The 26,000-nt window shown below is 72.7% G+C and carries 23 protein-coding genes and 1 pseudogene; 10 read left to right on the top strand and 14 right to left on the bottom strand.

Features of this window, described 5'->3' with window-relative positions; genetic code table 11:
* Positions 1–7 precede the first annotated feature (7 nt).
* The 3 genes from ACZ7JA_RS31355 to ACZ7JA_RS31345 are packed head-to-tail and all read right to left on the bottom strand — an operon-like array spanning position 8 to position 5,332.
* The gene (locus tag ACZ7JA_RS31355) at positions 8–2,449 is read right to left on the bottom strand and encodes a glycoside hydrolase family 3 C-terminal domain-containing protein (RefSeq protein WP_470811735.1); all 2,442 of its coding nucleotides are present in this window, start codon (positions 2,447–2,449) and stop codon (positions 8–10) included.
* Between the two features lie 31 nt (positions 2,450–2,480).
* Positions 2,481–4,235 carry a discoidin domain-containing protein gene (locus tag ACZ7JA_RS31350; protein ID WP_470811733.1) on the bottom strand — a complete coding sequence of 585 codons (1,755 nt, stop codon included), beginning with the start codon at positions 4,233–4,235 and terminating at the stop codon, positions 2,481–2,483.
* Positions 4,236–4,264: 29 nt separating this feature from the next.
* Entirely contained in the window at positions 4,265–5,332 is a 1,068-nt protein-coding gene (locus ACZ7JA_RS31345; protein WP_470811731.1) for a DUF1996 domain-containing protein, read from the bottom strand.
* 292 nt (positions 5,333–5,624) lie between these two features.
* Between ACZ7JA_RS31345 and ACZ7JA_RS31340 the strand changes: the two genes are divergently transcribed.
* A complete protein-coding gene (locus ACZ7JA_RS31340; protein ID WP_470811729.1) occupies positions 5,625–7,418 on the top strand; it encodes a coagulation factor 5/8 type domain-containing protein in 1,794 nt (597 codons plus the stop codon).
* A 31-nt stretch (positions 7,419–7,449) separates the two neighbouring features.
* On the opposite strand, the gene tpg is transcribed toward ACZ7JA_RS31340, so the two are convergent.
* Entirely contained in the window at positions 7,450–7,839 is a 390-nt protein-coding gene (gene tpg, locus ACZ7JA_RS31335; protein ID WP_470811727.1) for a telomere-protecting terminal protein Tpg, read from the bottom strand.
* Positions 7,840–8,329: 490 nt separating this feature from the next.
* Here tpg and snpA point away from each other — a divergent pair.
* The 3 genes and pseudogenes from snpA to ACZ7JA_RS31320 form a co-directional block, all read left to right on the top strand.
* Positions 8,330–8,980: pseudogene (snpA, locus tag ACZ7JA_RS31330) on the top strand (snapalysin); the annotation flags it as partial.
* Positions 8,981–9,608: 628 nt separating this feature from the next.
* Complete coding sequence (locus tag ACZ7JA_RS31325; RefSeq protein ID WP_470811725.1) at positions 9,609–10,796, top strand: NAD(P)/FAD-dependent oxidoreductase; 1,188 nt, start codon at positions 9,609–9,611, stop codon at positions 10,794–10,796.
* A 10-nt stretch (positions 10,797–10,806) separates the two neighbouring features.
* A complete protein-coding gene (locus ACZ7JA_RS31320; protein WP_470811723.1) occupies positions 10,807–11,745 on the top strand; it encodes a sigma-70 family RNA polymerase sigma factor in 939 nt (312 codons plus the stop codon).
* 235 nt (positions 11,746–11,980) lie between these two features.
* Here ACZ7JA_RS31320 and ACZ7JA_RS31315 read toward each other — a convergent pair whose 3' ends face one another.
* Positions 11,981–12,400: a hypothetical protein gene (locus ACZ7JA_RS31315; RefSeq protein ID WP_470811721.1), complete on the bottom strand. Its 420-nt coding sequence runs from the start codon at positions 12,398–12,400 to the stop codon at positions 11,981–11,983.
* A 478-nt stretch (positions 12,401–12,878) separates the two neighbouring features.
* Here ACZ7JA_RS31315 and ACZ7JA_RS31310 point away from each other — a divergent pair, with 478 nt between their 5' ends.
* The 3 genes from ACZ7JA_RS31310 (at position 12,879) to ACZ7JA_RS31300 (ending at position 15,094) form a co-directional block, all read left to right on the top strand.
* The gene (locus tag ACZ7JA_RS31310; RefSeq protein ID WP_389298168.1) at positions 12,879–13,370 is read left to right on the top strand and encodes a peptidylprolyl isomerase; all 492 of its coding nucleotides are present in this window, start codon (positions 12,879–12,881) and stop codon (positions 13,368–13,370) included.
* 23 nt (positions 13,371–13,393) lie between these two features.
* Positions 13,394–14,062, top strand: coding sequence for a hypothetical protein (locus tag ACZ7JA_RS31305; RefSeq protein ID WP_404028842.1), 669 nt, complete (start codon positions 13,394–13,396; stop codon positions 14,060–14,062).
* A 240-nt stretch (positions 14,063–14,302) separates the two neighbouring features.
* Complete coding sequence (locus ACZ7JA_RS31300; protein ID WP_351666381.1) at positions 14,303–15,094, top strand: ribonuclease BN; 792 nt, start codon at positions 14,303–14,305, stop codon at positions 15,092–15,094.
* Positions 15,095–15,121: 27 nt separating this feature from the next.
* Here ACZ7JA_RS31300 and ACZ7JA_RS31295 read toward each other — a convergent pair whose 3' ends face one another.
* Positions 15,122–16,009: an NmrA/HSCARG family protein gene (locus tag ACZ7JA_RS31295; RefSeq protein WP_470811718.1), complete on the bottom strand. Its 888-nt coding sequence runs from the start codon at positions 16,007–16,009 to the stop codon at positions 15,122–15,124.
* 166 nt (positions 16,010–16,175) lie between these two features.
* Positions 16,176–17,627, bottom strand: coding sequence for a purine-cytosine permease family protein (locus tag ACZ7JA_RS31290; protein WP_389298160.1), 1,452 nt, complete (start codon positions 17,625–17,627; stop codon positions 16,176–16,178).
* A 181-nt stretch (positions 17,628–17,808) separates the two neighbouring features.
* Between ACZ7JA_RS31290 and ACZ7JA_RS31285 the strand changes: the two genes are divergently transcribed.
* Positions 17,809–18,669, top strand: coding sequence for a serine hydrolase (locus ACZ7JA_RS31285; protein WP_470811716.1), 861 nt, complete (start codon positions 17,809–17,811; stop codon positions 18,667–18,669).
* A gap of 52 nt (positions 18,670–18,721) precedes the next feature.
* Here ACZ7JA_RS31285 and ACZ7JA_RS31280 read toward each other — a convergent pair whose 3' ends face one another.
* On the bottom strand, positions 18,722–19,633 hold the full coding sequence (locus ACZ7JA_RS31280; protein WP_470811714.1) for an NAD-dependent protein deacetylase: 912 nt from the start codon (positions 19,631–19,633) through the stop codon (positions 18,722–18,724).
* Between the two features lie 92 nt (positions 19,634–19,725).
* The gene (locus ACZ7JA_RS31275; protein WP_389298155.1) at positions 19,726–20,442 is read right to left on the bottom strand and encodes a DUF4232 domain-containing protein; all 717 of its coding nucleotides are present in this window, start codon (positions 20,440–20,442) and stop codon (positions 19,726–19,728) included.
* Positions 20,443–20,660: 218 nt separating this feature from the next.
* Between ACZ7JA_RS31275 and ACZ7JA_RS31270 the strand changes: the two genes are divergently transcribed.
* Together ACZ7JA_RS31270 and ACZ7JA_RS31265 are read left to right on the top strand one after the other, a co-directional pair.
* Positions 20,661–21,734: an NAD(+)/NADH kinase gene (locus tag ACZ7JA_RS31270; RefSeq protein WP_389450376.1), complete on the top strand. Its 1,074-nt coding sequence runs from the start codon at positions 20,661–20,663 to the stop codon at positions 21,732–21,734.
* A 103-nt stretch (positions 21,735–21,837) separates the two neighbouring features.
* Positions 21,838–22,416: an AMIN-like domain-containing (lipo)protein gene (locus ACZ7JA_RS31265; protein WP_389298894.1), complete on the top strand. Its 579-nt coding sequence runs from the start codon at positions 21,838–21,840 to the stop codon at positions 22,414–22,416.
* Positions 22,417–22,441: 25 nt separating this feature from the next.
* Here ACZ7JA_RS31265 and ACZ7JA_RS31260 read toward each other — a convergent pair whose 3' ends face one another.
* The 5 genes from ACZ7JA_RS31260 to ACZ7JA_RS31240 form a co-directional block, all read right to left on the bottom strand.
* On the bottom strand, positions 22,442–22,669 hold the full coding sequence (locus tag ACZ7JA_RS31260; protein WP_351666374.1) for a hypothetical protein: 228 nt from the start codon (positions 22,667–22,669) through the stop codon (positions 22,442–22,444).
* Complete coding sequence (locus ACZ7JA_RS31255; protein ID WP_389298150.1) at positions 22,656–22,970, bottom strand: DUF6400 family protein; 315 nt, start codon at positions 22,968–22,970, stop codon at positions 22,656–22,658. Before ACZ7JA_RS31255 ends, ACZ7JA_RS31260 begins: the two co-directional genes overlap by 14 nt.
* Positions 22,971–23,031: 61 nt before the next feature.
* On the bottom strand, positions 23,032–24,000 hold the full coding sequence (locus ACZ7JA_RS31250; RefSeq protein WP_470811711.1) for a threo-3-hydroxy-L-aspartate ammonia-lyase: 969 nt from the start codon (positions 23,998–24,000) through the stop codon (positions 23,032–23,034).
* A 77-nt stretch (positions 24,001–24,077) separates the two neighbouring features.
* The gene (locus ACZ7JA_RS31245) at positions 24,078–25,283 is read right to left on the bottom strand and encodes an alanine racemase (RefSeq protein ID WP_470811709.1); all 1,206 of its coding nucleotides are present in this window, start codon (positions 25,281–25,283) and stop codon (positions 24,078–24,080) included.
* Between the two features lie 10 nt (positions 25,284–25,293).
* Entirely contained in the window at positions 25,294–25,968 is a 675-nt protein-coding gene (locus ACZ7JA_RS31240; protein ID WP_351666501.1) for a helix-turn-helix transcriptional regulator, read from the bottom strand.
* Positions 25,969–26,000: the final 32 nt, after the last annotated feature.

Genomic DNA, 26,000 nt, shown 5'->3' with positions numbered 1-26,000 from the left:
ACGGTGCTCAGGGCCGGTCGAGCACGTCCACCTCCAGGCCCAGGGGCAGGTCTCCCGCCGAGCGGCCCGCGAGGATCCGGCAGGGTCCGGGCTCCGTCCGCCAGGCGCCCGCGCGGACGTCCCAGTGGCACAGCGCGCGTGCCGGGATCCGCACCTGCGCGACGGCGCTCTCGCCGGGCCGGGCCCGGACCGCCGCCCAGCCGGCGAGCCATCTCTCCGGATGGCCGACGGCGCTCGGGCCGGGGCGGGCGAGATAGATCTGCACTACCTCACGGCCGGCGCGCGTGCCGGTGTTCCGCAGCCGCACCCGTACGGTGAGGTCCTCTCCGGCCGGGGTCCGCTCGGGGCCCGAGAGCCGCTCGTACTCCCAGGTGGTGTAGCCGAGTCCGTGCCCGAACCAGTACGCGGGGGTGCGCCGGGCGCGGAGCCAGCCGCGGTGGCCGACGTGCACGCCTTCGTCGTAGGAGATCCGGCCGGCTTCCGGCCGGGTGCGGGTGACGGGGGCGTCGGTGAGCGTCGCGGGCCAGGTGGTGGGCAGCCGACCGCCGGGTTCGGTCCGGCCGAGCAGTACGTCGGCCAGGCCGCCGCCGGCCTCCTGGCCGGGGAACCAGGCGAGCAGCAGGGCGCCGACCTCGTCCCGCCAGGGCAGTTCCACCGGGCCGCCGCTGTTGACGACGGCCACCGTGCGCGGGTTGGCCCGGGCGACCGCGCGGACCAGGGCGTCCTGCTCCGGGCCGAGCCCCAGGTCCGTGCGGTCGCGTCCCTCGGACTCCTGCTGCTCGCCGGTGCCGACCACCACCACCGCCACGTCCGCCTCGCGGGCCGCCCGGGCCGCGGCCGCGAGGGCCTCGGCGGCGCGTGGTGCGGGGGGTTCGGCGCCGACGACGGTGGCCCGGCCGGTGCCGGGGGCGAGTTCGCGGCGGGCGACCAGCAGCGGGGTCGTGCCGCGGGTCAGTCGCGCGGTGACGACCCTGGTGGGCGGACTGACGTGGAGGACGGCCGGGTCGTCGGTCGTGGCGGCGAACTCGCCGTCCAGCAGCGGGTCTCCGTCGAGGTGCAGGCTGAGGCGGCCGAATCCGGCGACGCCGATCCGCCAGGCGCCGGAGGTGCGGGGGTGCAGTCGCGCGCTGATCTCCACGGTGTGCGCGCCCGGTGGCAGCGGCGGCTCGAGCTGCCGACCGCCGCGCCGGTGTCCCGCGTACAGCTCGGTACCGGAGGAGTCCAGGACGCGCAGCAGCACACCGGGGGCGGCGGTGCGCGGGTCGGCGGCGAGGGTCATGTCCAGCGGCGGGGGCGGGCCGTCCGGGGCCGGTCCGGGTACGTGGACGACCCGGGCCCGGCCGCGCAGACCGGCCCGGATGCCGTCCAGCAGCGACACCTCGTCCTGGGGGAAGACACCGGCGCTGCCGCCGCCCTGGGTGCGGGTGCGGGCCGCGGGGGCGCCGACGACGGCGACCGTGCCGAGGTGTCCGGGGTCGAGCGGCAGGACGCCCCGGTTGGCCAGCAGTACGGAACCGGCCGCGACCGCCCGCCGGGCCAGGGCCCGCGCCTGCCGGGACCGCAGCGGCGGCCGGGCCGGGCGGTCCGGGCCGCCGATGACGCCGCACCAGGCGGCCAGCCCCAGCAGCCGGCGCACCTTGTCCGTCACGGCCCGCTCCGCGACCTCGCCCGCTTCCACGGCCCGCGCCAGCGACTCGCCCCACTCCCCCGCCGGTCCGGGCATCTGGAGGTCGAGACCGGCGCGGGCGGTGTCCAGGGTGCCGCGTACCGCGCCCCAGTCGGAGACGACCACGCCGTCGAACCCCCACTCGGCCTTCAGGGGCCTGGTCAGGAGTGCGTGCGCGGTCATGGTGGTGCCGTTCACGCGGTTGTACCCGGCCATCACCAGCCGGACGCCCGCCGCCACCGCCGCCTCGAACGGCGCGAGGTGGACCTCGCGCAGGGTCCGCTCGTCGATCGAGGCGTCGGCGGTCAGCCGGTCGGTCTCGGCGTCGTTCGCCACGAAGTGCTTGGCCGTGGCGGCGACTCCGTGCGCCTGGATGCCCCGGATCAGGGCGGCCCCGGTCCGGGCGGTGAGCAGCGGGTCCTCCGAGAAGCACTCGAAGTGCCGCCCGGCCAGGGGGCTGCGGTGCAGATTGAGGTTCGGGGCGAGGACGACGTGCACGCCCTTGCGCCGGGCCTCGGAGGCGAGGAGGCCGCCGAGTTCCTCGACCAGCGGTTCGTCCCAGGTGGCGGCGAGCGCGGTGGCCGAGGGCAGCAGGACGGAGGTGTCGCGCTCGTCCCAGCCCTCTCCGCGCACCCCCGCCGGCCCGTCCGAGAGCACCAACTGGCCCAGGTCCACGGAGGCTTCCGCCGCCGTGCGCCAGGTGGTGGCGCCGGTCAGCAGGCGGACCGCGGTCCGCAGGGTCAACTTGCCGAGCAGCCGGTCGAGTTCGTCCCCGTCGGCCATCCTCACCCCTCCCTTCCGCCGGCCGCCCGGGTCAGCCGTAGACGCCGAACTCGTACAGCGAGTAGCCGTAGCCGGTGCCCCGCGCGGTGCCGTTGACGCGCACGTAGCGGCCGGTGCCGGTGACGTCGAAGTCGTCCACGCCGCCGTTGCCGTCCGTCACGGTGCGCACGGTGCGCCAGGTCTGCCCGTCGTCCGAGGTCTGCACGGTGTACGCCTTCGCGTACGAGGCCTCCCACAGCAACTGGACGTGCCGGAACGCCGTGCGGGCGCCGAGGTCGACCTGGATCCACTGCGGGTCGCTCCAGTCACTCGCCCAGCGGGTGTTCTGGTTCCCGTCGACGGCGTCGGCGGCGGGGCACGGGCAGTCGCCGTAACCCGGCTGGTACGAGGAGGCGGTGGCAGGTTTGCCCAGCGCGAGGTTCGTGCCGCTCGGGGCGGGCGGGACGACCCGGACGGACCTGGTCTCGACGCCGACGTTGCCGTGGCCGTCGGTCACCTTGACGTACACCTTCCAGACGCCGGGCCGGTCGGGCGCGGTGACCCTGAGGCGGCCGCCGCCGAGATCGGTGAAGGGCAGCGGGGTGAGGTCCTTGCTCTGGTCGATGTACATGCTGTTGTCCAGGACCTCGTAGGAGAGCGCGTCCCCGTCCGGGTCGGCGGCCCGGACGGCGAGGGTCAGGTCCCGGCCCGCCTGCACCCGGCCGGCGTCGCCCTCGACGGTCAGGTCGGAGATCACCGGCGGGGTGTCGTCACGGGAGGTGTCGCCGCCGTAGGCCCTCTTGACCGCGTAGTACGACAGCCGTCTCTGGCCGGCGGGCAGGAGGTTGAACCAGATGCCGCCGAAGTCGTACTCGGTGCCGTAGTGGAACATCGTGGCGCCGAGGGCGACTCCCCGGTGCCCGGTGACGCAGCTCCAGGCCCGCGTGTATCCGTCGGCCTTGGCGCGGTCACCCGGCTCCTGGGGCACGCCGTTGGCGTCGTCGGGCACCTCCCACTCACCGGCCGGACCGGTCTCGGTGATGATGTAGGGCTTGGTGTAACCGCCCTGCTCCCAGGCGGACCTGACGTCGCAGACCGCGTTGTAGGAGTTGACGGCGTACAGGTCGAGGTCGGGTGCGTTCCTCTTGAAGTACGGCCAGGCGCCGACCCAGGCGTCGGTGGAGGTCACCGGGTGGCCGGGGTCGACGGCGTGGATCCGCTTCGCCACGTCGTTCACGAAGGAGGTGTAGGCGTCGCGCTGGCGTTCCAGCTCGGTTCCGCTGTAGCAGTTCTGCAGGCCGAGCACCGACTCGTTGCCGACGTCCCACATGAGGACGCCGGGGTTGTCCTTGTAGGTCTGGACCCACTTGGGGAACTCGTCCAGCATCCGGGTCCTGTAGGCGGTGTCGGTCACGTAGTTCACGCAGCCGCCGCTGCCCGGTCCGCCGCCGGGCTGGAGCCAGAACCCGGCGATGACCTTGAGGCCGTGCGCGGCGGCGGAGTCGAACAGCGGCTTGCTGGAGGCGTCGGTGCCCCAGGTGCGGATGGTGTTGACGCCCATGGACTTCAGGTCGGGCATGTACCTGTCGGCGTCGGCGATGGACGGGCCCCAGGTCAGGCCCTTGACCTGGTACGGCTTGCCGTCGACGGTCAACTGCCAGTCGCCCTGGGCTCCGGTCACCTCGACGACGCCGCCGGCCGCGCGGGCCTGCGCGGCGGGGAGTGCGGTGAGGGCGCCGAGGGTCAGCACGCCGGCGGTGAGGGGCGCGGCGAGGCGGCGCGCGCGGGTGCGGGGTGGTGGGGTCATGGTGTGGGGTCTTCCGGTCGGTGAGGGGGTCAGGGGAGGCGGTAGTCGGCGTCGAGGGCCGCGCCCGCTTCCGGGTGCGTCTCGTCGTAGCCGCGGGCGTCGCACTGGAGTCCGCCGACGATGCAGTGGTCGACCAGCGCCTTGAGCGTGCGGTCGTCCCAGGCGTTGAAGAAGTCGTAGTGGAAGCTGTGGCCGGGTCCGCTGGCCAGCCGCACCTTCGACATGTCGCCGTTGACCGGGAACGCCATCTTGAACTCGATCATCGGCAGCGCCACCGGGTGGTCGGCGGGGCAGACGTTGTCGTTGGTGCCGGGCTTCACCACCGGGTAGGCCATGTGGCTCTTGTGGTCGGGGGTGTCCAGGTACCGGCCGTCCCAGCAACTCGGGGCCTGGAAGCGGATGTTCAGCTGGACGTCGGGCCGGGAGGGGCAGCTCGCCGGGAATTCGGTGTTGAAGAAGCTGTCTCCGCACTCCCAGCCCTCGACGAAGCCGGGGTGGTGGCGGAACTCGTCGGCGCTCTGCATGGGGCTGCCGACGACGAACCGCAGCCCCTTGGGGAAGGGCCGGACGCTGGTGTAGTCGGTGACGCCGGCCTTGTAGTAGATGACCTGCGGTCCGGTCGGCAGGACCGGCCTGTCCCCGTTGTAGAGGGTGGGCATCCAGTAGCCGGAGAGGTCGCCCGGGGCCTTGCAGGTGGTGCCGCCCGCGCTCAGCGTCGCGGTCGTACTGCTCGCGTTCGTGGTGGTGTTGCCCAGGAACGTGTGGTCGTGGGACTTGCCGGGCTGCTGCGGATAGACGATCGGGTCGTCCGGCCTGGTGTGGCTGACCGAGCAGTTGGCCTGGAACTCGTGGAAGTAGCGGTGCGGGGGGTTCTGCGCCGACGGGGTGACGCCGGTGACCGGGGGGTTCGCGGGGATGTAGCCGTCGCCGTCGAGGTCCTCGGGTGAGGAGGCGGTGGACAGCGCCATGGTGTGGCCGGTGTGCGTGACGGCCGCGGACGGCGTGGAGGACGCGGCGACCCCGCCGAGTCCGAGCGGGGTCAGCAGCAGGGCGGAGGTGACGAGCGCGCCCGACAGGATCTTCGATCTCCGTGACATACGGGCTCCTCGGAGGGAGGTGGGGGCTGTCGTACGGACTGGGAGAGCGCTCTCCCACCGCTGGAGTGTTGGGGCGGCGACGAGAGGTGTCAAGGGAATCGACCAAAGGATCAGCGATGCTCTTTCGCTCACTTCTCGAAGGCATGGGTGGGAATGTGACGGTCACTCAGGGGCCCTGCGCAGAAATCCCGTCGTAACACTTGACGCATCGTTCACGCCAATGAAGCATCCAACGTCGAGAGAGCGCTCCCACGCCCCGCATCGTTCATTTCCTGAACCAGGAGAGCCGCGCATGCCCCCCTCCTCCCCCACTTCCCCCTCCTCGCCCTCGGTCGGCCGCCGGACCGTGCTCGGCGCCGCGGCCGCGGCCGTGCCGGTGCTGGCCGGCGCGGCCGCCCCGGCCGACGCCGCGACCGGGCGCCGCCGGTCCCCGCGCCCCCTCCGCGGTGGCGGCGGCCTCGGTCCGAACGTGCTCGTCTTCGACCCGGCGACGCCCGGCATCCAGGCCGAACTGGACGAGGTCTTCGCGAAGCAGGAGTCGGCCCAGTTCGGCACCGGCCGCTACGCGCTGCTGTTCAAGCCCGGCACGTACCACGGCCTGAACGCTCAGATCGGCTTCTACACCTCCATCGCGGGCCTGGGCCTGTCCCCCGACGACACGACCATCAACGGTGACGTGACGGTCGACGCGGGCTGGTTCGACGGCAACGCCACGCAGAACTTCTGGCGTTCGGCCGAGAACCTCGCCCTGGTCCCCGTCAACGGGACCAACCGGTGGGCGGTCGCCCAGGCGGCGCCGTTCCGCCGGATGCACGTGCGGGGCGGACTGGACCTGGCGCCGTCCGGCTACGGCTGGGCGAGCGGCGGCTACATCGCCGACTGCCGGATCGACGGCCAGGTCGGGCCCTACTCGCAGCAGCAGTGGTACACCCGCGACAGAGTCGTCGGCAGCTGGCTCAACGGCGTCTGGAACATGGTGTTCTCCGGCGTCCAGGGCGCCCCGGCACAGGGCTTCCCGAACCCGGTGTACACCACGCTGGACACCACCCCGGTCTCCCGGGAGAAGCCGTTCCTGTACGTCAGCGGGGCCGAGTTCCGGGTCTTCCTGCCGGAGAAGCGGACCAACGCCCGCGGGGTGACCTGGGGCAACGGCACGCCGAGGGGCACGTCCCTGCCGCTGTCGCGGTTCTACGTCGCCAAGCCGGGCGTCAGCGCGGCCACCCTCAACCAGGCGCTCGCCCAGGGTCTGCACCTGCTGCTCACACCCGGCGTCTACCACCTGGACCGGCCGATCCAGGTCGACCGCCCCAACACCGTGGTCCTCGGCCTCGGTTACGCCACTCTCGTGCCCGACAACGGGACCACGGCCCTGAAGGTCGCCGACGTCGACGGCGTCCGGCTCGCCGGGTTTCTGATCGACGCCGGGCCGGTCAACTCCCGGACCCTGCTGGAGATCGGCCCGGCGGGCGCCGCCAAGGACCACTCGGCCAACCCGACCACGGTGCAGGACGTCTTCGTGCGCATCGGCGGCGCGGGCGCCGGCAAGGCCACCACCAGCATCGTGGTCAACAACCGGCACACCATCGTCGACCACACCTGGGTGTGGCGCGCCGACCACGGAACCGGCGTCGGCTGGGAGACCAACCGCGCCGACTACGGCGTGGTGGTCAACGGCGACGACGTGCTCTGCACCGGGCTCTTCGTGGAGCACTTCAACAAGTACGACGTGCAGTGGAACGGCCAGCGGGGCCGCACGATCTTCTTCCAGAACGAGAAGGCGTACGACGCCCCGAACCAGGCGGCGATCCAGAACGGCTCCGTCAAGGGCTACGCGGCCTACAAGGTCGGCGACCACGTCACCGCGCACGAGGGCTGGGGCCTGGGCAGCTACTGCTACTACAACGTCGATCCGGGCATCGTCCAGCACCACGGCTTCTCCGCGCCGAACCGGCCGGGCGTGAAGTTCCACGACCTGCTGGTGGTCTCGCTCGGCGGCAACGGGCAGTACGAGCACGTGATCAACGAGACGGGGGCCCCGACCTCGGGCACGTCCACGACGCCGTCCACGGTGGTGTCGTACCCCTGAGGCTCCGGCGCACGGGGGCGAGGGGCGAGGGCTACAGGTCGAACTCCACGTGCTCCAGGTCGGTGAACTCCACCTCCAGGCCGTGGGCGCGGCGGCCGCTGCCGCGGAAGTAGTCCTCGCCCAGGGCCTCCGCGGTGATCTGCCGCAGCCGGTCCTCGCCTGCCCCCGCCTCCGCGCCTCGAAGAGGCGGGCGGCCTACTGCGGAGGCAGGCGCCAGGGCGAGGTGGCGCAGCCGGGCGTCGTCGGTGGACCCGGGCGCGGCCGGGTAGCCGAACCGCGCGCGGGTGTCGACGACGATGCCGGTGCTGGTGGCCGCGGTCCGTCGCGCCCGCGCGCGGACCTGCGGCTGCCGGCGGTCGGCGACCTCGCGTTCCCTGCGCTGCGCGAGGTCCGGCAGCGGGTGCCGAATCTGGTCCTTCACGCGCCTCGCTCATGCGGCTGGCGGCAGCCTGGCCTCACAATCCAGACCCCACTGTTGGGCGCAAAAGGCGCGGAAGGTCAATTATTTCGTGACGTCGGTCACAATGCTTCGCGAATTGCCCTGTGTACTTAGTAGATGCGCCATGGCGTACATCCGAGTGTTTGTCCGTCTTGACCTGGATGTGAATCGTGCGGTGTGTGTCGGAATTCCGTCCGACCGACCGGCGTGCCTGTTGCCCCCCACCGTAAGGCTTCTGACGCTGCGACAGATCTTTCTCCTGTCGCTGCGTGGGGACCGGAGGCCCGCGCACGACCCTGGCGAGGTCCTGAGATCTACGAAGCGACGTAGTAGCAGGACCCATTGCGTGCCTGTCGAGCCGTTCTAAGAATGTCGCCCCACAGGACGTCGCTGCAGTTCGGAACCGGTGTTCACGCCGAGTCGACCGCGCGCTGTGGCGCTCGGCGTCACCGAGTAAGTAGGAGCCCCCCACATGAAGTCGTCCCGACTGTCCCCGATGTTCCTCGCCTTCGCTCTCGGCCTGGGTCTGTCCTCCAGCGCGCTGGCTGTGGCAGCGCCGGCGAGCGCCCAGCCGACCGCCACCCCCTCCGATTCCGCCGATACCTCCGTGGCGGGTTACACCGGGTCGGCTGAGGAGGCTGCGAACAACAAGGCGTTCTTCGAGGCGGTACTCAAGTCGGTCGCCGAGAAGGGCGCCGCCCAGCCGAGCGGGCAGGCGGTGACGCTCCACTACGACGTCTCCAAGGCGCCGAGCTTCCGTTCGCAGATATCGAGCGCGGCCGAGATCTGGAACAGCTCCGAGTCCAACGTCAAGCTCGAGGAGGCCTCGAGCGGTTCGAGCAGCGCCGACTTCTCCTACTCCGAGGGCAACGACTCCCGCGGGTCCCACGCCTCCACCGACGGCCACGGAAGCGGCCAGATCTTCCTCGACTACACCCAGGTCCGGCAGTACGACGCGATTCGCGTCGTCACCCACGAGACCGGGCACGTCTTGGGCCTGCCGGACGACTACAGCGGGCCGTGCAGTGAGCTGATGTCGGGCGGCGGACCCGGCCCGTCCTGCACCAACCGCAACCCGAACGCCACCGAGCGTGCGCGTGTCGACGAGCTGTGGGCCGGCGGTGGCGCGCAGGCTTCGGGTACGGGGAACCAGTCCGGAGGCGGCCCGAGCACTGCGCCGTCGGCACCGTCCGTGGCCCCGGGCACGGGGAATCCGTCCGCCGGTGGCCCGAGCACTGCACCGTCGGCACCGTCCGTGGTCCCGGGCACGCAGGATCCGTCCGCCGGCGGCCCGAGCACTGCATGGCCGGCATGGCCCGTGGGGCCGGGTCAGGGTCCGTGGCCTCCGCACCACCGGACGATCTGGAATTGATCGCGTTCCCACCCATCGCGCGCCAAGGCGTGAGATCCGGTGGGAACTGGCTGGTCGATCTTGTGACGCCTCGATCGCGGGCTTCGGCCTCGAACTGGGCGGGTCACCGCCTCGAGAAGAGTTGAGGGTTCCCCGCGGGGCCCCCACACGCCTGTGCCGCACTGCATCCGTGCCAGTGCGGCACAAGGCCCACGCCCGCAGCAGTCCGTCCGGGCACTCCCCTGGGCCGCTTCCCAGCCGGTCCTGGGAGGCATCGAGGCGTCCGTGGGGCGAGCAGCACTTCCCCGCGCGTTCGGTGACCGGCGTCACATCCAGCTTCTGTCAGCAATCGGGGCCCCGTCTCGTTCAAGGGGCACGCGAACGAGACGGGAGCAACACCATGAAGCACCGCATCGTGGTACTCGGCGCCGGCTACGCCGGGGCCTTCGCCGCCGGGAACCTGGCCCGCCGGCTTTCGCCGGCCGACACCGAGATCACCGTCGTCAACGCCGTGCCCGACTTCGTCGAGCGGATGCGGCTCCACCAGCTCGCAGTCGGCCAGGATCTCACGTTCCGGAAGCTCACCGCCGTATTCGCGGGCACCAGTGTGTGCCTGCGCCTGGCGCGCGTCACCGGTGTCGACGCCGAGCGCCGGACCGTCGCCGTGAGCTGCGAGGACGGCGACGGCGAGCTCATGTACGACACGCTTCTCTACGCGCTCGGCAGCTCCGTGGCCCACCATGGCGTCCCGGGCGTGGCCGAGTACGCCTTCGACGTGACCGGTCTGTCCTCGGCGCTGCGTCTACGCGAGCGCCTGGCCGGACTGGGCGAGGACGGCACCGTGCTGGTCGTCGGCGAGGGGCTGACCGGCATCGAGACCGCCACGGAGTTCGCCGAGTCCCGGCCCGACCTCTCGGTCGCGCTCGCCGCCCGCGGCGAGCTGGGCGCCTGGCTCTCCCCGAAGGCCCGCCGTCACCTGCGCCAGGCTTTCGACCGGCTCGGCGTCACCGTCCACGAGCACACCGCCATCGAAGCCGTCGAGCGGACACAGGCGATCGCCTCCGACGGCACGGCCCTCCCGGCCGACGTGACCGTGTGGGCCGCCGGGTTCGCCGTGGACCCCATCGCGGCCGGCAGCGGTCTGCAGGTCGCCGAGACCGGCCAGATCGTCGTCGACGGCAGCATGCGCTCGGTCTCACATCCGGACGTCTACGCCGCCGGTGACTGCGCCTACGCGATCGGCGAGAACGGCCGGCCGCTGCCGATGTCCTGCGCCTCGGCCGGCGTCACCAACATGCAGGCGACCGCCGCGATCATCGCGCGCCTGACGGGCAGCAAGGTCCCGACCACCGGGCTGAAGTACTACGGCAATCACATCAGCCTCGGGCGGCGGGACGCGATTTTCCAGATGGTGGACGGGAAGGTCCAGGCGAAGTCCTGGTACCTGGGCGGCCGGACCGCCGCGCGGCTCAAGTCGGGCGTACTGAAAGGGGCAGAGTGGGGCATCGCCCACCCGACCTTCGGCATGCCCAAGCGCAGGCACCGCCTCGCCACCGCGCCTCGCCAGGCCGGTGTGGCCGCCGCATAGGCTCCTACGCGTGGACAGCGCAGCCATCGATCGGTTCGAGGCCAGCCGGGGGCGGCTGGCCTCACTCGCATACCGTCTGCTCGGCTCGGCCGCCGACGCCGAGGACGCCGTGCAGGACATGTTCCTACGCTGGCAGGCCGCAGACCGGGAACGTATCGAGGTGCCGGAGGCGTGGCTGACCAAGGTCACCACCAATCTCTGCGTCGACCGGCTCCGCTCGGCGCAGGCGCGCCACGAGCGAGCGGCAGGTGTATGGCTGCCCGAGCCGCTCCTCGAGGGCGGCCCGATGCTCGGTCCGGCCGAAACCTTCGAGCGGCGCGAATCGGTGTCCTTGGCCGTACTGATCCTCATGGAACGCCTCTCGCCGGTCGAGCGGGCCGCTTACGTCCTGCGCGAGGCCTTCTCGTACTCCCACGCCGAGATCGCCGGGATCCTCGACATCAGCGAGTCCGCGAGCCAACAGCATGTCCACCGGGCCCGGATCCGGGTCGCCGCCGAGCGCCACGGCGGCGACGAGGTGGACCCTGCGTCCGCGCGCCGGATCCTCGAGGAGTTCCTCGACGCCGCCATGTCGGGGCGGACCGAACGGCTGGTTGCGATGCTCACCGCCGACGCGACCGCGGTTTCGGACGGCTACGGACTGGCCAGGCGGCTGCTGCGGTACAACACCCGCGAGCACATCGCCGCCTACGTGCGGGCCGGCTTCAAGCCCACGCCGGCGAAGCGGCGGCTGGCCGGCGGCTCCCCCGCGTTCTACATCGCGCTGGTCAACGGCTCCCCAGCCGTCCTCGCCGTCGTCGACGACCGGGTCGTGGGTACCGTGGCGTTCGAAGTCGCCGACGGCAAGGTCGCGTCCCTGCACGGCATCGCCGCCGCGGACCGGCTCGCGCGCCTCAACGAGACCTGGCGGCACCACGAACCCGACGCGCCGGTCATCACCGCGTGGTGATCAGAGCAACCGAAATCCCGTCGCCACGCGACTGAGCCGCGAGCGAGTGCCTTCCTGTGAGAACCGTCGCGCTGATCTGCGTGACCTTCGTGGTGCTGGCATTGGTCCATCTCGACTGCCTGCTCCAGATCTGCTCGCGCCTTCTCATAATGGCCTGCTTGCCGATGTGCTCTGCTACGAATACCGAGGGCCCCAGGCGTATGTGGGGTCTAGTTTCGAGTGGGTGCCCCTCGGATCAGCCTTCCTTCCGGTTGAATTCGTTCGCGCACCCCTCGGAAGTCATGGCCCGAGTGAAGCAGGCGACGAAGGAATCCGGGGAGCCGTGGAAGGCCAATCTCATGTCCTTGCAGTCCACGCCGTCGAAGGTGACCGTGCCATACGTGGGAGACCAGGATCCGTGTAGCCGTTCGGTGAACCCGGAGCACCCAGAGTCGACGACGTCCGAGACCTTGTCCAAGCCTTTGGCCGTGAAGGTGCCGTCGTCCTTGAACTCGACTGTCGCCCCGGTCCAGTCCGACCACACGCCCGTCAGCTGATCAGCGGTGGTGACCTCGACTGGGTAGTCGGAGCAGGAGGCCAACAGGAGTGTCACCGCACATCCCAACGCAGCGCGCATGAATGCACGTCGTATCGCTTGATGCTGGTTGCCAGCCATACGGCCTTGCCTCTCGCGTCTCGCACATGCCCGGTAGCGGCGCCTCGAGGAAGCGGCCAACATCATCTTGAACGTGTTCAAATCCTGGTGTCAATGGGGCCGGGGGCGAGGCCGCGCGCCGGTCCGCCGGCGGGGAGGCGGCCGGGCACGCGGCGGAGCAGTGGCGGGAGTGGGTAACCGAGCACGTCGGCCAGCCGTGGCACGAGGCCCGGCGGGTACGGCAGCCGGCCGCGCTCGCAGGGGGCCGCCGTGACCGCGAAAGGCGGCTCGTCCCCGGTCCGGCCCTCGGCCGCGACGGGCGCCTCTCGCCCGGTACCCCATGCGCGCCGCCTGGGGCCGATCATGTCACCGCGAGACTTCCGGTAGGGTTTGGCAGGGTGCCGGCAGTCCGGGTCGCCTCGGCCGCCGGCTACGACACCGGGCGTCCAGGCAGACCCTTCCGCGCGCCGGGACGCCGCTCGACGGTAGGTTGATCGCCATGAGTGACAACGTGTACTTCGACATCACGATCAACGACGAGCCGGCCGGCCGGATCGTCTTCAAGCTGTTCGACGACGTGGTCCCCAAGACCGCCAGGAACTTCCGCGAGCTGGCCACCGGCCAGAACGGCTTCGGTTACGCCGGTTCCTCTTTCCACCGCATCATCCCGCAGTTCATGCTCCAGGGCGGCGACTTCACCCGGGGCAACGGCACCGGCGGCAAGAGCATCTACGGCGAGAAGTTCGAGGACGAGAACTTCAACCTCAAGCACGACCGTCCGTACCTGCTGAGCATGGCGAACGCGGGCCGGAACACCAACGGTTCGCAGTTCTTCGTCACCACGATCGTCACCGACTGGCTCGACGGCAAGCACGTCGTCTTCGGCGAGGTCGTCGAGGGCCAGGACCTGGTGAAGCGCATCGAGGGGCTGGGCAGCCGCAGCGGCACGCCGAGCGCCAAGGTCACGATCGCCGAGAGCGGGACGGTCTAGCAGCCGCCAGGGCGGTCCGTCCCATGACGCCGCCCCCCGAACGGCCCGCGCCGGCGAGCGGCCGCGCCCGGAACCGGGCCCGGCCCGCTCCGCTGCGCTTCGACGGCTGGATCGCGGGGGTCGGAACGTCCTCCGGCACCCGCCTGGTGGTGGGGCACTGGGTCCGCACGCCCTTCGGCCCGTTCAGCGACGTGATGCTCGAACGGGCCGACGGCCACCGGCTGCTCATGGCCCCCACCCCGCGCACGGCGCGGTTCATCGCCGGCACGTACGCCTTCGACGAGGTACGGGTCGTGCCGGTGAGCGTGCACACGGGCGACCGCTCCTGGACCGTGGAGGCGGAGTCGCTGCTGCGGCTGTGCTTCACCGTGGGGCGGCGCGGAGCGACGGGGCTGCTGCTGAGGGCCGTCCCGGGTGCGCTGGCCGCGTCGCCGGCCTGGACCGCCGTGACGGATCCGCTCGCCCGGCTGCTGATGGGCGTACGCACGCGCGGGAGCGCGGGCGGGGGCCGGCGCGAGTGGTACGGAGCGCGTGATCTGCACGCCCTCACCTCGGCGACGGCCTCGTTCGAGGGCCGGAACCTGGGCGCCCTCGCACCCGTCGCTCCGCCCGTGCGCTTCGGTTTCGGCTCCACCCCGCCCCGGCCCTCCCTCGTCCGCGTGACCACCACGGTGCGGGAGACGCCCGGGTGACGATGCCCGCGGAACGGCTCGGGGGCCATGGCTCCCGGCGCCGTTCGCCCGGTGTACTCCCTCCGGTGACGGGGACCCGGCAGCCGGAGCTGAGCGTGCCGCCCTCCGGAGGGGACCGAGCGGAGCGGCTCCTTTCGTCGGATCATGGCACCAGGGGCTCGACCGGTGCCCGCCCGCTCCGGGGGGGCGACGTACGGCCGTCGGTGACGAGCCCGGGTGCGGCGAGCACGGGAGGGACCCGTGAGGCAGTGGCGGCGCGGCCTCCACCGCGCGTGGGAGTGGCTCGGTGTGCGCGTGCTGTTCCGGCGCGGGCGGGATCTGGAACTGATGCATCGGGCGATGGGGTTCGCCACACTGGCCCTGGTGACGCTCGCTCCGCTGCTGATCGTGGTCGCGGCCGGAGATCCGCTGGTGCGGGGCGGTTTCGCGTCCTGGCTCACCGACGGCATGGGCCTGTCCGGCCAGTCCGCCGACGCGCTCACCGGGATCGTCAGTCCACCGCGCAAGGTCATCGGCACCACCAGCCTGCTCAGCCTGGTGCTGCTGGCCGTGTTCGGAGTGTCGTTCGCCGGCAGTGTGCAGAACGGCTACGAACGCGTCTGGGGGCTCGCGGCCGGCCCCTGGCACCGGGTCTGGCGGCAGGCGACCTGGCTCGTGGTGCTGACCGGCTACCTCTATCAGGAGGTCCAGACCCGGCCGGCGCTGCACGGGACGGCGCGGATCGTGGTGTCGGTGCTGAGCGGGGTGCTGTTCTTCTGGTGGGGCCAGCGCTTCCTGCTGGGCGGCCAGGTCAACTGGCGCCGTCTGCTGCCGGGCGCGATCGCCACCGTCGCCGGCCTGGCCGGGTTGCGCGCCTTCTCGTACCTCGTCTTCACCCCGCTCATCGTCACCAACGCGCTGAACTACGGTGCGGTCGGGACGGTGCTGGTGGTCGAGTCCTGGCTGATCGGGGTGGGCTTCGTCGTGTACGGGGGCGCGCTGTTCGGCCGCTGGTTCTGCGAGCACCACTGGATGCCGGTCCACGAGGAGTGAGAGTCGCGCCGCGCGGTGCGGCAGCGCTCATGAGGCGTGGGCGTGGGCGGGTGCGGCGAGCAGGCCGGGCCAGTCCTGGGCGGCGGCCCAGCCGGCGAAGGTGTGCCAGCCGACCTCGGGGTGGGCGCGGCGCAGGGCGCTGACGTCGACGTCGAGGCCGGTGGTGCCGAAGTACCCGAACATCGCCGCGAGGTCGTGCGAGTGGGTGCGGACCTGGGCGAGGGGCACCTCGTGGTGTCCGACCGGCAGGCCGGTGACGCCGGCCAGCACTTCGGCGATCCCGACGGCGGTGAGTTCGTCCGAGGCGATGTCGATCCGGCGGCCGGTGAACTCGGCGCGGCGGACCAGGGCCAGGGCCGCGAAGGCGCCGATGTCCTCGGCGGGGATGAGGGTGAGGGGGCGGTCCCCGGGCATGGGCCAGGCGAAGGTGTTCTCGCGCAGGCCCTCCAGCGTCCAGCCGGTGGTGAAGTTGTCCATGAAGGCCGCCGGGGCGACGACCGTCCAGGGAATGCCTGTGGTCACCAGGTGCCGCTCGATCTCGGCCTTGCTGTCGTAGTGCGGTATGCCCGTGCGGCGGTCGGCGTGCGCCGCGGAGGTGAGCACGACGTGCCCGAGACGGGCGTCCGCCGCCGCGTCGAGCAGGTTCCTGCCCTGGCGCACCTCGGTCGCGGTGTCCGTGCCGAACGGGGTGGTCACCGCGAAGAGGGAGTCGGCGCCCGCGAGGGCCGCGTCCAGGGAGGGGCGGTCGTCGAAGTCGGCGCGGCGGACGTCGGCGCCGAGCCGGCCCAGGGCCGCGGCCGCCGGTGCGGCCGGGTCGCGGGTGAGGGCGCGGACGCGGTGGCCGGCTCCGAGCAGTGCGCGGGCGGTGGCTCCGCCCTGGGCGCCGGTCGCACCGGTGACGGCGATGGTGAGCATGGGGGCTCCTCGGAGGAGAGTCGGGGTTCGGGGTGGCGCGGGACGGCGCGCAGCGAACACTGCGCGGCACATCGGTTGCGCCACGCAGAAACATATCCCGATTCCCCTGCGTCGCGCAGGTAATTAACCGCCGCAGGCCGACCCCCACGCCGCACTGTGCGGACGCTCAGGGTTCGCGGTGTTCGTGCGCCGCCTGCTCCAGGGCCTCCGCCTCGGCCTCGGCGATGCGCGTCTCGGCCTCCACGTCCACGGAGCGCGTCAGCCACCAGTACAGGAGCGCGGAGACCGGCAGCCCGACGAACAGCGAGATGTCGGCTCCGCCGAGCGCCTCGGCGGCGGGGCCGACGAAGAGCTTCCCGACGGAGAAGAACGGGACCATGACGGCGAAGCCGACCAGGTAGGCGATGATGCCGTGCCACCCCCAGCGGCCGTAGATGCCGCGCGGGTTGAAGATCTCGGCGATGGCGTAGTGACCGCGGCGCACGACGTAGTAGTCCATGAGGTTCACAGCGGTCCACGGGATGAACAGGTAGAGCACCAGCAGCAGGAAGTCGTTGAAGTTCTCCAGGAAGTGGGCGGTCGCGGCGAGCGCGCCGACCAGCGAGAGCGCCGCGGTCAGCCCGATGGTCAGCAGCCGTACGCGCAGGGTCGGCCGCACCCGCCGGAAGGAGTCCATGCCGCTGATGAGGGTCAGCGAGCCGCCGTACATGTTCAGTGCGGTGACGGAGATCAGGCCCAGGGAGGCGAAGAGCAGCACGATCGCGCCGAACCCGTCGAACACCTTGTCGCCGGCGGCGTTGATGGACCGGATCGTCTCGAAGTCCTTGCCGGCCCAGGCGGCCAGCAGGGTGCCGAGCACCATCAGCCAGATGCCGCCGAGCGCGGAGCCGAAGTAGGTCCAGTAGAAGGTCTTGCGGACCGTCACGTCCGGCGGCAGGTAGCGCGAGTAGTCCGAGACGTAGATGGCCCAGCTGATCTGGTAGCCGGCGACCACGCCGAACTGGGCGAGGAACGGGGTCCACCGGAAGCCGCCGACGTCGAAGGAGCCCGCCGGGTAGTGCAGGTTGACCAGGACCCCGACGGTGAAGACGCCGAAGACGACCAGGAAGGTGTAGGTCAGGAAGCGTTCGGCCTTGTGGATGATGTCGTAGCCCACCAGGGCGATGACGAGCGCGATCGCGGTGACCACGACCACCCAGAACCTGACGCCTCCGTGCAGCGTGGTGTGCAGCGCGTCGGCGGCGAGGATGCTGTTGAAGACGTTGAACCCGGCGTACTGGACGTAGGCGAAGAGCCACACCAGCAGGGCGCCGACGTAGCCGAACTGGGGCCGGGACTGGATCATCTGCGGCAGGCCGAGCTGGGGGCCCTGGGCCGAGTGGAAGGCCATGAAGAAGGTGCCGATGACGGTGCCGGCGACGATGGCCAGCAGCGACCAGAGCAGGTTGCCGCCCTCCGTGATGCTGATCAGCCCCACCGCCAGGGTGGCGATCTGCGCGTTGGACATGAACCACAGCGGGCCCAGGTGCCAGAGCCTGCCGTGCCGCTCGCTCAGGGGCACGTAGTCGATGGACCGGACCTCGAGCCCGGACACCCTGGACTCGCCTGATGTGCTCATGACGCCTCCCGGACCTGTGACGCCTCCCTGGTCTCATTCTGCGCCCATCGGGATCTGTTGCTCTGCTCACAAATCGCCCTGAAGGGGCCTTTTCGTGGCAGCGGTCACTACGCGGGCCGGGGGTTCTGGCTACGTTCGCAAGTCCGTGTCCCTGTCCCCCGCACCGCCGAGGCCTGCCACCATGCCGTTCCGAACCCCCCTGCTCCCCCGCCCGGGCAAGCGCGCGGCCGTCTGCGGCGCGCTCGCGGCCGCCGCGGCGACGCTGCTGCCCTCCGCCGCCTCGGCGGCCCCGGCCGCCGCCGGCCCGGCGGACTTCCCCGCGTCGGTCGGGGCGCACGGCAAGGCGCGGGTGACCGCCGCGGTCCTGGACCTGGACCGCCCGGGCCACACGCCCGCCGTGTTCGGCGAGGACACCGCCTATGACACGGCCAGCATCGTCAAGGTCGACATCCTCGCCGCGCTGCTGCTCAAGGCGCAGGACTCGGGGCGCGCCCTGACCGCCCAGGAGCGCGCGCAGACGAAGAAGATGATCGAGCACAGCGACAACGCGGCGGCGAACACCCTGTGGCGGCGCATCGGTCTCGCGCCGGGCCTCAAGGCGGCGAACAAGCGGCTGGGGCTGACCGAGACCCAGGGCGGCCCCGGCGGCAAGTGGGGTCTGACCCGGACCACGTCCGCCGACCAGATACGGCTGCTGCGCGCGGTGTTCGACACCGGGCAGGCCGCCACGACCGGCTCCGCGCCGGCGCTCGGCACCGCGTCCCGTGCCTACGTCCGCACGCTGATGGGCCAGGTCGCCGACGACCAGTCCTGGGGCGTGTCGGCGGCCGGCGGCTCCGGGCCGGCCCTGAAGAACGGCTGGCTGCAGCGCGACACGACCGACCTGTGGGACGTCAACAGCGTCGGCCGGATCACCACGGGCGGACACCACTACCTCGTCGCGGTCCTGTCGGACGGCAACAAGACCATGAAGGACGGCGTCTCGCTGGTGGAACGCGCGTCCCGGACCGCGGTGGCCACCACGGCGGCCCGCGCCTCCTGAGGTCCCGCCGGGCGGCCGAGGGCTCCGATGCCCTGGCGGAGCCGCCGACGGCTCAGGGCCGCGTCATGTCCCCGGTCCCGCCGTCGACGGGGACGCCCAGCCGGGCGGCCACCGTGGTGAGGGCCGCTCCCAGGGGGAGCGCGACGCGGGTACGAGCGTGGCGGTCGCCTCGGGTGGGGTCCTGGTTGACGATCAGCACCGGTTTCCCGGACTGGGCGGCCTGGCGGACGAACCGCAGGCCGGACATCACCGTCAGGGAGGAGCCGAGGACCAGCAGCGAGGAGGCCTCGCGGACCAGCCTGCGGCAGTGCTCGACGCGCGCCGGTGGCACGGCTTCGCCGAAGAACACGACGTCGGGCTTCAGGATGCCGCCGCAGACCGTGCAGGGCAGCACGCGGAAGTCGCCGACCTGGTCGTCGGTCAGGTCGGCGTCACCGTCCGGGTTGATGCCCGCGGCCACCGGATCGAAGCCCGGGTTGGCCTCCTCCAGGCGCCGGGCGAGGTCGCGACGCGGGCTGAGGGCGCCGCAGGAGAGGCAGACGACCCGGTCCAGGCTGCCGTGGAGCTCCACGACGTTCGCGGTGCCCGCCGCCTGGTGCAGGCGGTCGACGTTCTGGGTGATCAGGCCCGAGAGCAGGCCGTGCCGTTCGAAGGCGGCCACGGCCCGGTGCCCGGTGTTGGGCCGCGCGCGGCCGAAGGTGCGCCAGCCGAGGTGGCTGCGCGCCCAGTACCGGCGCCTGGCCAGGGCGTCCGCGGTGAACTCCTGGTAGGTCATCGGGGTGTGCCGGCTCAGGCTGCCGCCCTCGCCCCGGTAGTCGGGGATGCCCGACTCGGTGGAGATGCCGGCCCCGCTGAGCACCAGCACACCGCCACCGCTCAGCGCGTCGGCGACCGGCTCCAGGTCAGTGGTGCCCGGCGGCAGGTCCTCCGCGGGGGTCCAGGTCAGGGTGGGGCGCATGCGCATGCCGCCAGGGTACGGAACCGGCCGCCGCGTCCCCGCCCCCACGTCGGCCGCCCCCGCCCTCGCCCGTGCGCGGCGGGGCCGGCCGACGCGGTTCAGGCCGGCTCGACGGACGTCACCGCGGTCGCCGTGACCGTGTCGTCGCACTCGGCGAACACTCCGTCGTCCAGCGCCACCTGGTGCGCTCCCGCCCCGGGCAGGCCGACCACCAGCGTCGGGTAGGCGGCGGGCTCGGCGCCGGACGCGCAGTAGCCGTCGCCCTCACCCTGCACCTGGACGAAGGTCAGCTTCACCCACGCCCTGCCGCCCGGTGCGAGCCGCACGCTCGACGCGGCGCCCTGCGCGGTGACCGACAGCGGCTTGTTGTGGCCGGGCGAGCCGTTGCCCGCCCCGGCCACCGTGGGGTGGCCCCGCAGCACGCAGGCCCCGCCGGAGACGTTGGTGAACTCCACGACCGCCGCGCCGGTGCCGGTGCCGTCCGGGCGGTCGGCGGCCTGGCGGGCGCTGGTCTTCAGCGCCGTCGCCGGGCACGGCGGCGCGGGCTTCGCCGAGGTGTGGGACGCCGGTGAGGCGGGGGCCGCCGTGGCGGCCGGGGTGCCGGCGCCCGCGGGCCGGGAGGCCGTGGGCGCCGGGCTCGTGGGGGCGGTGGCGTGTCCGGCGGAGGCGGTGGGGGAAGCGGCGGTGGCCGCCGGTGCCGGGGACGCCCCGGCGGCCGGCTCGTCGCCGCCGGACCGGCATGCCGCCAGCGACAGGGCGGCCGCGATCACGGCGGCGGCGGATGTGGCGACCCGGACGGTGCTGCGGTACGGCATGGGATCCCCCGATGGTTCGAAGTGCTCAGGTCGGCCGGCTCGGCGCCGGCGCTCACCCACCCAGACAGAGCAGCCTGACCAGGGGTTCCGCGGCGGCCCACCTGTGACACGGCGGTGACGCGGACGGGTTCGGACCGGCACGGAACCCGCCCGCGGGAGGTGCCCGCCGGGATTCCCGGCGAGGATGGGTTTCTGGGCGAACCGGCTGGGAGGCGGCTATGACGGTGAACCGTGTCGGCCTCGTCGTGCACGGCGGACGGGCGGAGGCCGTGGCCGCCGCGCGTGCGGCGCGCGAGTGGTGCGCTGAGCACGAGGTGGCCTGTGCCGACATCGACGTGTGGCAGGAGGGCGAGCGGCACAGCGCCCGGGAGGAGATGGACGCGGCCGGCGATCCGGACCTGGTCATCACCCTGGGCGGCGACGGGACCTTCCTGCGCGGCGCCCGGCTGGCGGCCGAGAACGACGCCCTGGTGCTGGGTGTCGACCTCGGGCGGGTGGGCTTCCTGACGGAGGTGCCCGCCCCGGCCGTGCGCGCCGCGCTGGACGCCGTACGGGAGGAGCGGATCACGGTCGAGAACCGGATGCTGCTCACCCTGCGGGCGTCGTGCCGGCTGGAGGTGCCGGAGCCCATGGAGGCGCTGGTGCGCTACGGCCGCGGTCCGATGCTGCCGCCGCCCCGGGTGCGCGCGGAGTGCGAGATCGGCGACGACTGGGGCGTCGCCCTGAACGTCGTCGCGCTGAACGACGTGGTGCTGGAGAAGCTGACCCGGGACCGGCAGGTGTCGGTGGGCGTCTATCTCGCCGGCCGGCTGCTCGCCGCCTACTCGGCCGACGCGCTGCTGGTGGCCACGCCCACGGGCTCGACGGCGTACAGCTTCGCCGCGGGCGGGCCGGTGGTCTCGCCCCGCGCCGAGGGGCTGATCTTCACCCCGGTCGCCCCGCACATGGCGTTCAACCGCTCGGTCGTGGCCGCGCCGGACGAGCCCATCGCGCTGCGGGTGCTGGAACGGTCCGGGCCGGCCGCCGTCAGCATCGACGGCCAGGTGCGCGGGGTGCTGAACCCCGGGGACTGGATCGGGGTGTACGCCGCCCCCCGCCGGCTCAAGGCGGTCCGGCTGGGCCCGATGGACTTCTACGGCCGGCTGCGCGAGCGGATGAACCTCACCGACGCTCCCGCCGCGCTCGCCGACGGCGAAGCCGCTCCCCTGTGGCCGGTGCGGACCCCGCCGCCGGGCGACCTTGCGCACCTCGCGATGCCCGCCGCCCCGCACCGGGCGCCGCCCGTGTCCTGAGCCCCCGGCGAACACGCGGCAGATTCCCCCGCTCCGCGTGCAACCATTCGCCATATCCGCATGTCTCATCCCATAACAGCATGGCGTGACCAAGGGGGACATCATGCGGAGAACAGGTGTAATAGCGACAGCTCTCGTCCTGGCGGGCGCCGGACTGGGCGGCGTGGCGACGGCCGCGGACACGGCTCCGGCGGCCGCCGCGCGGGCCACGGCCTGTCCGACCGGCTGGGGCAGCGGAGCGAAGGGCGGTACGGCCACCGGGGCGGTGCCGCTGAAGAACATCAGGACCGGCCGGCACGACTGCTACGACCGCATGGTGTTCGACGTGCCGGGCGGCGGCCGCGCCGTCGGCTACTACGTCCGGTACGTGAACCGGCTGCGGCAGAGCGCCACCGGGCACACGATCCCGGTCGGCGGCGGGGCCGTGCTGGACGTCCACGTCGGCGCGCCGAGTTACGACCCGGCGACCGGCGCGGTCACCTACCCGGGGCGGGTCGGCCGCACCCTGCCGGGCGTGAACGTCCACGGGTACCGGACCTTCCGGGACACCCGGTTCGCCGGCAGCTTCGAGGGCGAGACGCAGGTGGGTCTCGGCGTCCGGGCCCGGCTGCCGTTCCGGGTCCAGCAGGTGTCGGGCCATCTGGTCGTCGACGTGGCCCACAACTGGACGGGGGCCCGCTGAGCGGCGCCGCGTGTCCCGGCCCGCGTCACATCCGGGAGCGGGTGGCGCCGAAGTGCGTCTCGTGGTTCCAGACGTGGCGGCAGGAGGGGCACTGCAGGTGCAGCAGGCTGCCGGTGTTGGAGAGCAGGTAGCGCCAGTGCCCCCGGCACGGGCGCCCCTGCTCGCAGGTGGCGCAGCCGCGGCGGTCGTCGCAGTTGGGGCAGGCCACCCAGGCCCGGCGGCCGATGTCGGCCTGCGGGTCAAGCGGCAGCATCGCCGCCGCCGCGCCGCGGCAGCACACCGGCCGCGATCAGCTCCTCGTACAGCCGCTGCTGTTCGTCGTCGAGGCCGGAGTACAGCAGGTCGTACGCGGCCTGCTCGCCGTGCAGCGCCGCGACGGGGTCCCAGCCGGCGCCGAGGGCGGCCACGGTGTGCGTGCGCCGGAGCATCTCGTGGGAGCTGAGGTCGACGGTGAACTCGACCGGCTCGGCGGTGCCGGGCCGGTCCGCCGGGAGCTCGCCCGCCGCGACGGGTTCGTCCGGTTCGCCAGGAATGATGGGGCCATGGGTGGACATGCGTCCGAACGTAAGGAGGCCCCGGCCGCCGCGGCAAGAGCAGGTGGGAGAAGTCACAGGGTCAGCGGGCGAGGAGTGCGGCGAACCTCTCGGTGTCGATGTTGCCGCCGGAGGCGATGACGCCGATCCGCCGGGGCGGGTTGTCGACGCGCCCGGCCATGAGGGCGGCGAGGGCGCTCGCTCCGCTCGGTTCGAGCACGATCTTCAGGCGTTCGAAGACGAACCGCATGGTGTGGACGATCTCCTCGTCGCTGACGACGCTGACGGCGTCGACGAGGCGCTGGTTGATCGGGAAGGTGATCTCGCCGGGCGTGGCGAGCGCCTGGCCGTCGGCGATGGTGCGGGGCACCGGGATGGTGACGCGCGCGCCGCTGGCCAGGGACAGCCTGGTGTCGTCGCCCGCCTCGGGTTCCACGCCGATCACGCGGATGCCGGGGTGCAGCGCCTTGGCCGCGGTGGCGCTGCCCGCGATGAGGCCGCCGCCGCCGACCGGCACCAGGAGCGCGTCGAGTTCCCCGGTCTCCTCCAGCAGTTCGAGGGCCGCCGTGCCCTGGCCGGCGATGACGTCGGGGTGGTCGTAGGGCGGGATCAGGGCCAGGCCGCGGTCCTCGGCCAGGGTTTCGCCGAGCGCGGTGCGGTCCTGGGCGTAGCGGTCGTACGTGACGACCTCGGCGCCGTATCCGGCGGTGGCGGCCAGCTTGGAGCGGGGGGCGTCCTCGGGCATCAGGATGACGGCGCTGGTGCCCAGTTCCCGGGCGGCCAGCGCGGTCGCCTGGGCGTGGTTGCCGGACGAGTAGGCGGCGATGCCCTTGGCGAGCTGTCCGGGCGAGAGCCGGGCGGCGGCGTTGTAGGCGCCGCGGAACTTGAAGGCGCCGACCCGCTGGAAGTTCTCGCACTTGACGAACACCTCGGCGCCGACGGCCGAGTTCAGCGTGCGGGAGGTGAGGACGGGAGTGCGGTGGGCGATGCCGCGGAGGCGTGCGGCGGCCTCCCGGACGTCGTCGAACGATACGGGTGATGCGGCGGCCATGCTGGTTCCTTACGGCAGGAGCGGGCGGGGGCGACGGGCGGGACGGTGGCCGGCGCGGCCGGCCGGCGGGGTGCGGGTCACCAGCCGGTGACGCGTTTCCAGACCGCCTGGACCGCGGGGGCGGGTTCGGCGGGCAGGGTGCCGTCGACGACGTGGTAGCCCTGGTGCTGGGCGGCGGTGGCGCAGGCGTGGTTGGGCAGGACGCGCAGCCGGGTGCCGATGGGCAGGTCGGGCAGGCGGGCGCCGTCGCGGGCGGTGAGGGTGCCGTGCTCCTGGCTGGCGGCGGTCATGACGAGCCCGGGGACGAGCCGGCCGCCGAGGTCGGCGACCAGTCCGTACCCCTGGTCCTGGGGCTGGGCGGAGGTGCCGCGGTCCCGGGACATGGCCATCCAGCCGCCGTCGGTGATGATCCAGCCGTACTCGGGGCGGTGGCCGATGACGGTGACGACGACCGACAGGGCGAGGTCGTCGAGGTCGCAGACGCCGAGGCCGGCCATCACGAGGTCGAAGAAGACGTAGTTCCCGGCGCGCAGTTCGGTGACCCCGGTGAGATCCTCCGCGGCGTGCGCGGTGGGGGTGGAGCCGACACTGACCACGGGCACGGGCAGACCGGCGGCGCGCAGCCGTCCGGCGGCCGCGACGGCGGCGTCGCGCTCCCCCTCCGCCGCCCGGCGGCGCTCCTCGGCGGTGTGGGCGAAGTAGGACTCGCCCGCGTGGGTCAGGACCCCGTCGAGGCAGCCCGCGGCGTGCAGGACGCGGCCGATGCCGACGAGCTCCGGCGCGTCGGGCCGCAGGCCGCCGCGGTGGCCGTCGCAGTCGATCTCGATCTGGGCGGGCACGGCGATGCCCGCCTCCCTGGCCGCTTCGGCCACGGACGCCGCCTGCTCGGCGCTGTCGAGCAGGACGCGCAGGGTGACGCCTCGGCGCAGCAGGGCGATCACCCGGGGCAGCTTGTGCGGGTCGATGCCGACGGCGTAGGTGATGTCGGTGTGACCGCCGTCGGCGAACGCCTCGGCCTCGGCGAGGGTGGAGACGGTCACGGGGCCGGGTGCGCCGTCGTGCGGGAGCGCGGCGACGTCGAGGCTCTTGGCCGTCTTGACGTGCGGGCGCAGGGTGACGCCGAGGCGGTCGGCGCGCCGGGCGAGCCGGGCGATGTTGCGCCGCACCCGGTGCGCGTCGACGACCGCGAACGGCGTGTCGGGGTCGGCCAGGGTCCGGGCGGAAGCGGGGGCGGCGGTCCGCTCCTCGGCGATGAGCGGCAGACGGTGGTCCGCGGCGGTCATGGGCGGCCTCTCACCTGGTGTAGTTATAGACGGTGGCGCGGGACACGCCGAGCAGGTCGGCGATGGTCTGGGCGGCGTCGCGCGAGTCGAAGTACCCCTCGGCGTGCAGATGCCGTACGAGTGCCTTCTTGGCGTCGCGGCTCAGCGAACGCGGTGTCCCGCCGCGCTCGGCGGCGAGCGTCTCGACGGCCCGGCGCAGTTCCCGGGCGTTGCGGTCGCGCAGGGTCTCCAGCGGCTGGTCGCGGTGGTCGTCGTCGGTGGCGACGAGGTTGGACAGGGCGAGCGTGACGGGTGAGAGCACGGAGACGTCGAGGTTCAGGCAGAGGGCGGCGACGTAGTCGCCGGCCGCGTTCTTGATGCCGATCGAGGTGCTCTTGGCCGGGCGGCCGTCGGGGAACCGGTTGGGGTAGTTCTGGATGACGCCCGGGTACTCCGGGTCGGCGATCCGGGCGAGGCCCAGCTCGGTCGCGGAGTCCCCGACCCGGCGGCCCGAGAGGTTGTTCTCGATCGCCCGGACGGCGTGCCGGGGGTCGCGCAGGTCGTGCAGGACGACTTCGCACAGGCCCGGGAACATGCGTCCGAGGGCGACGGCGATCTTCTCCGTCTCCCGGATGAGGTGCTCGTCCGCCTCGGCGGCCGCCGAGGTCGCCGCACCGGCGCGGCGGTCCGGCTCGGCGCCGTCCATGACGTGGTCCATCGGTGGCCACCCGGAAAACT

It is taken from the genome of Streptomyces sp. NPDC038135, from assembly GCF_055601245.1.
Note: the sequence above shows the minus strand (reverse complement) of the source record. Positions and strands in the feature narration are given on the sequence as shown.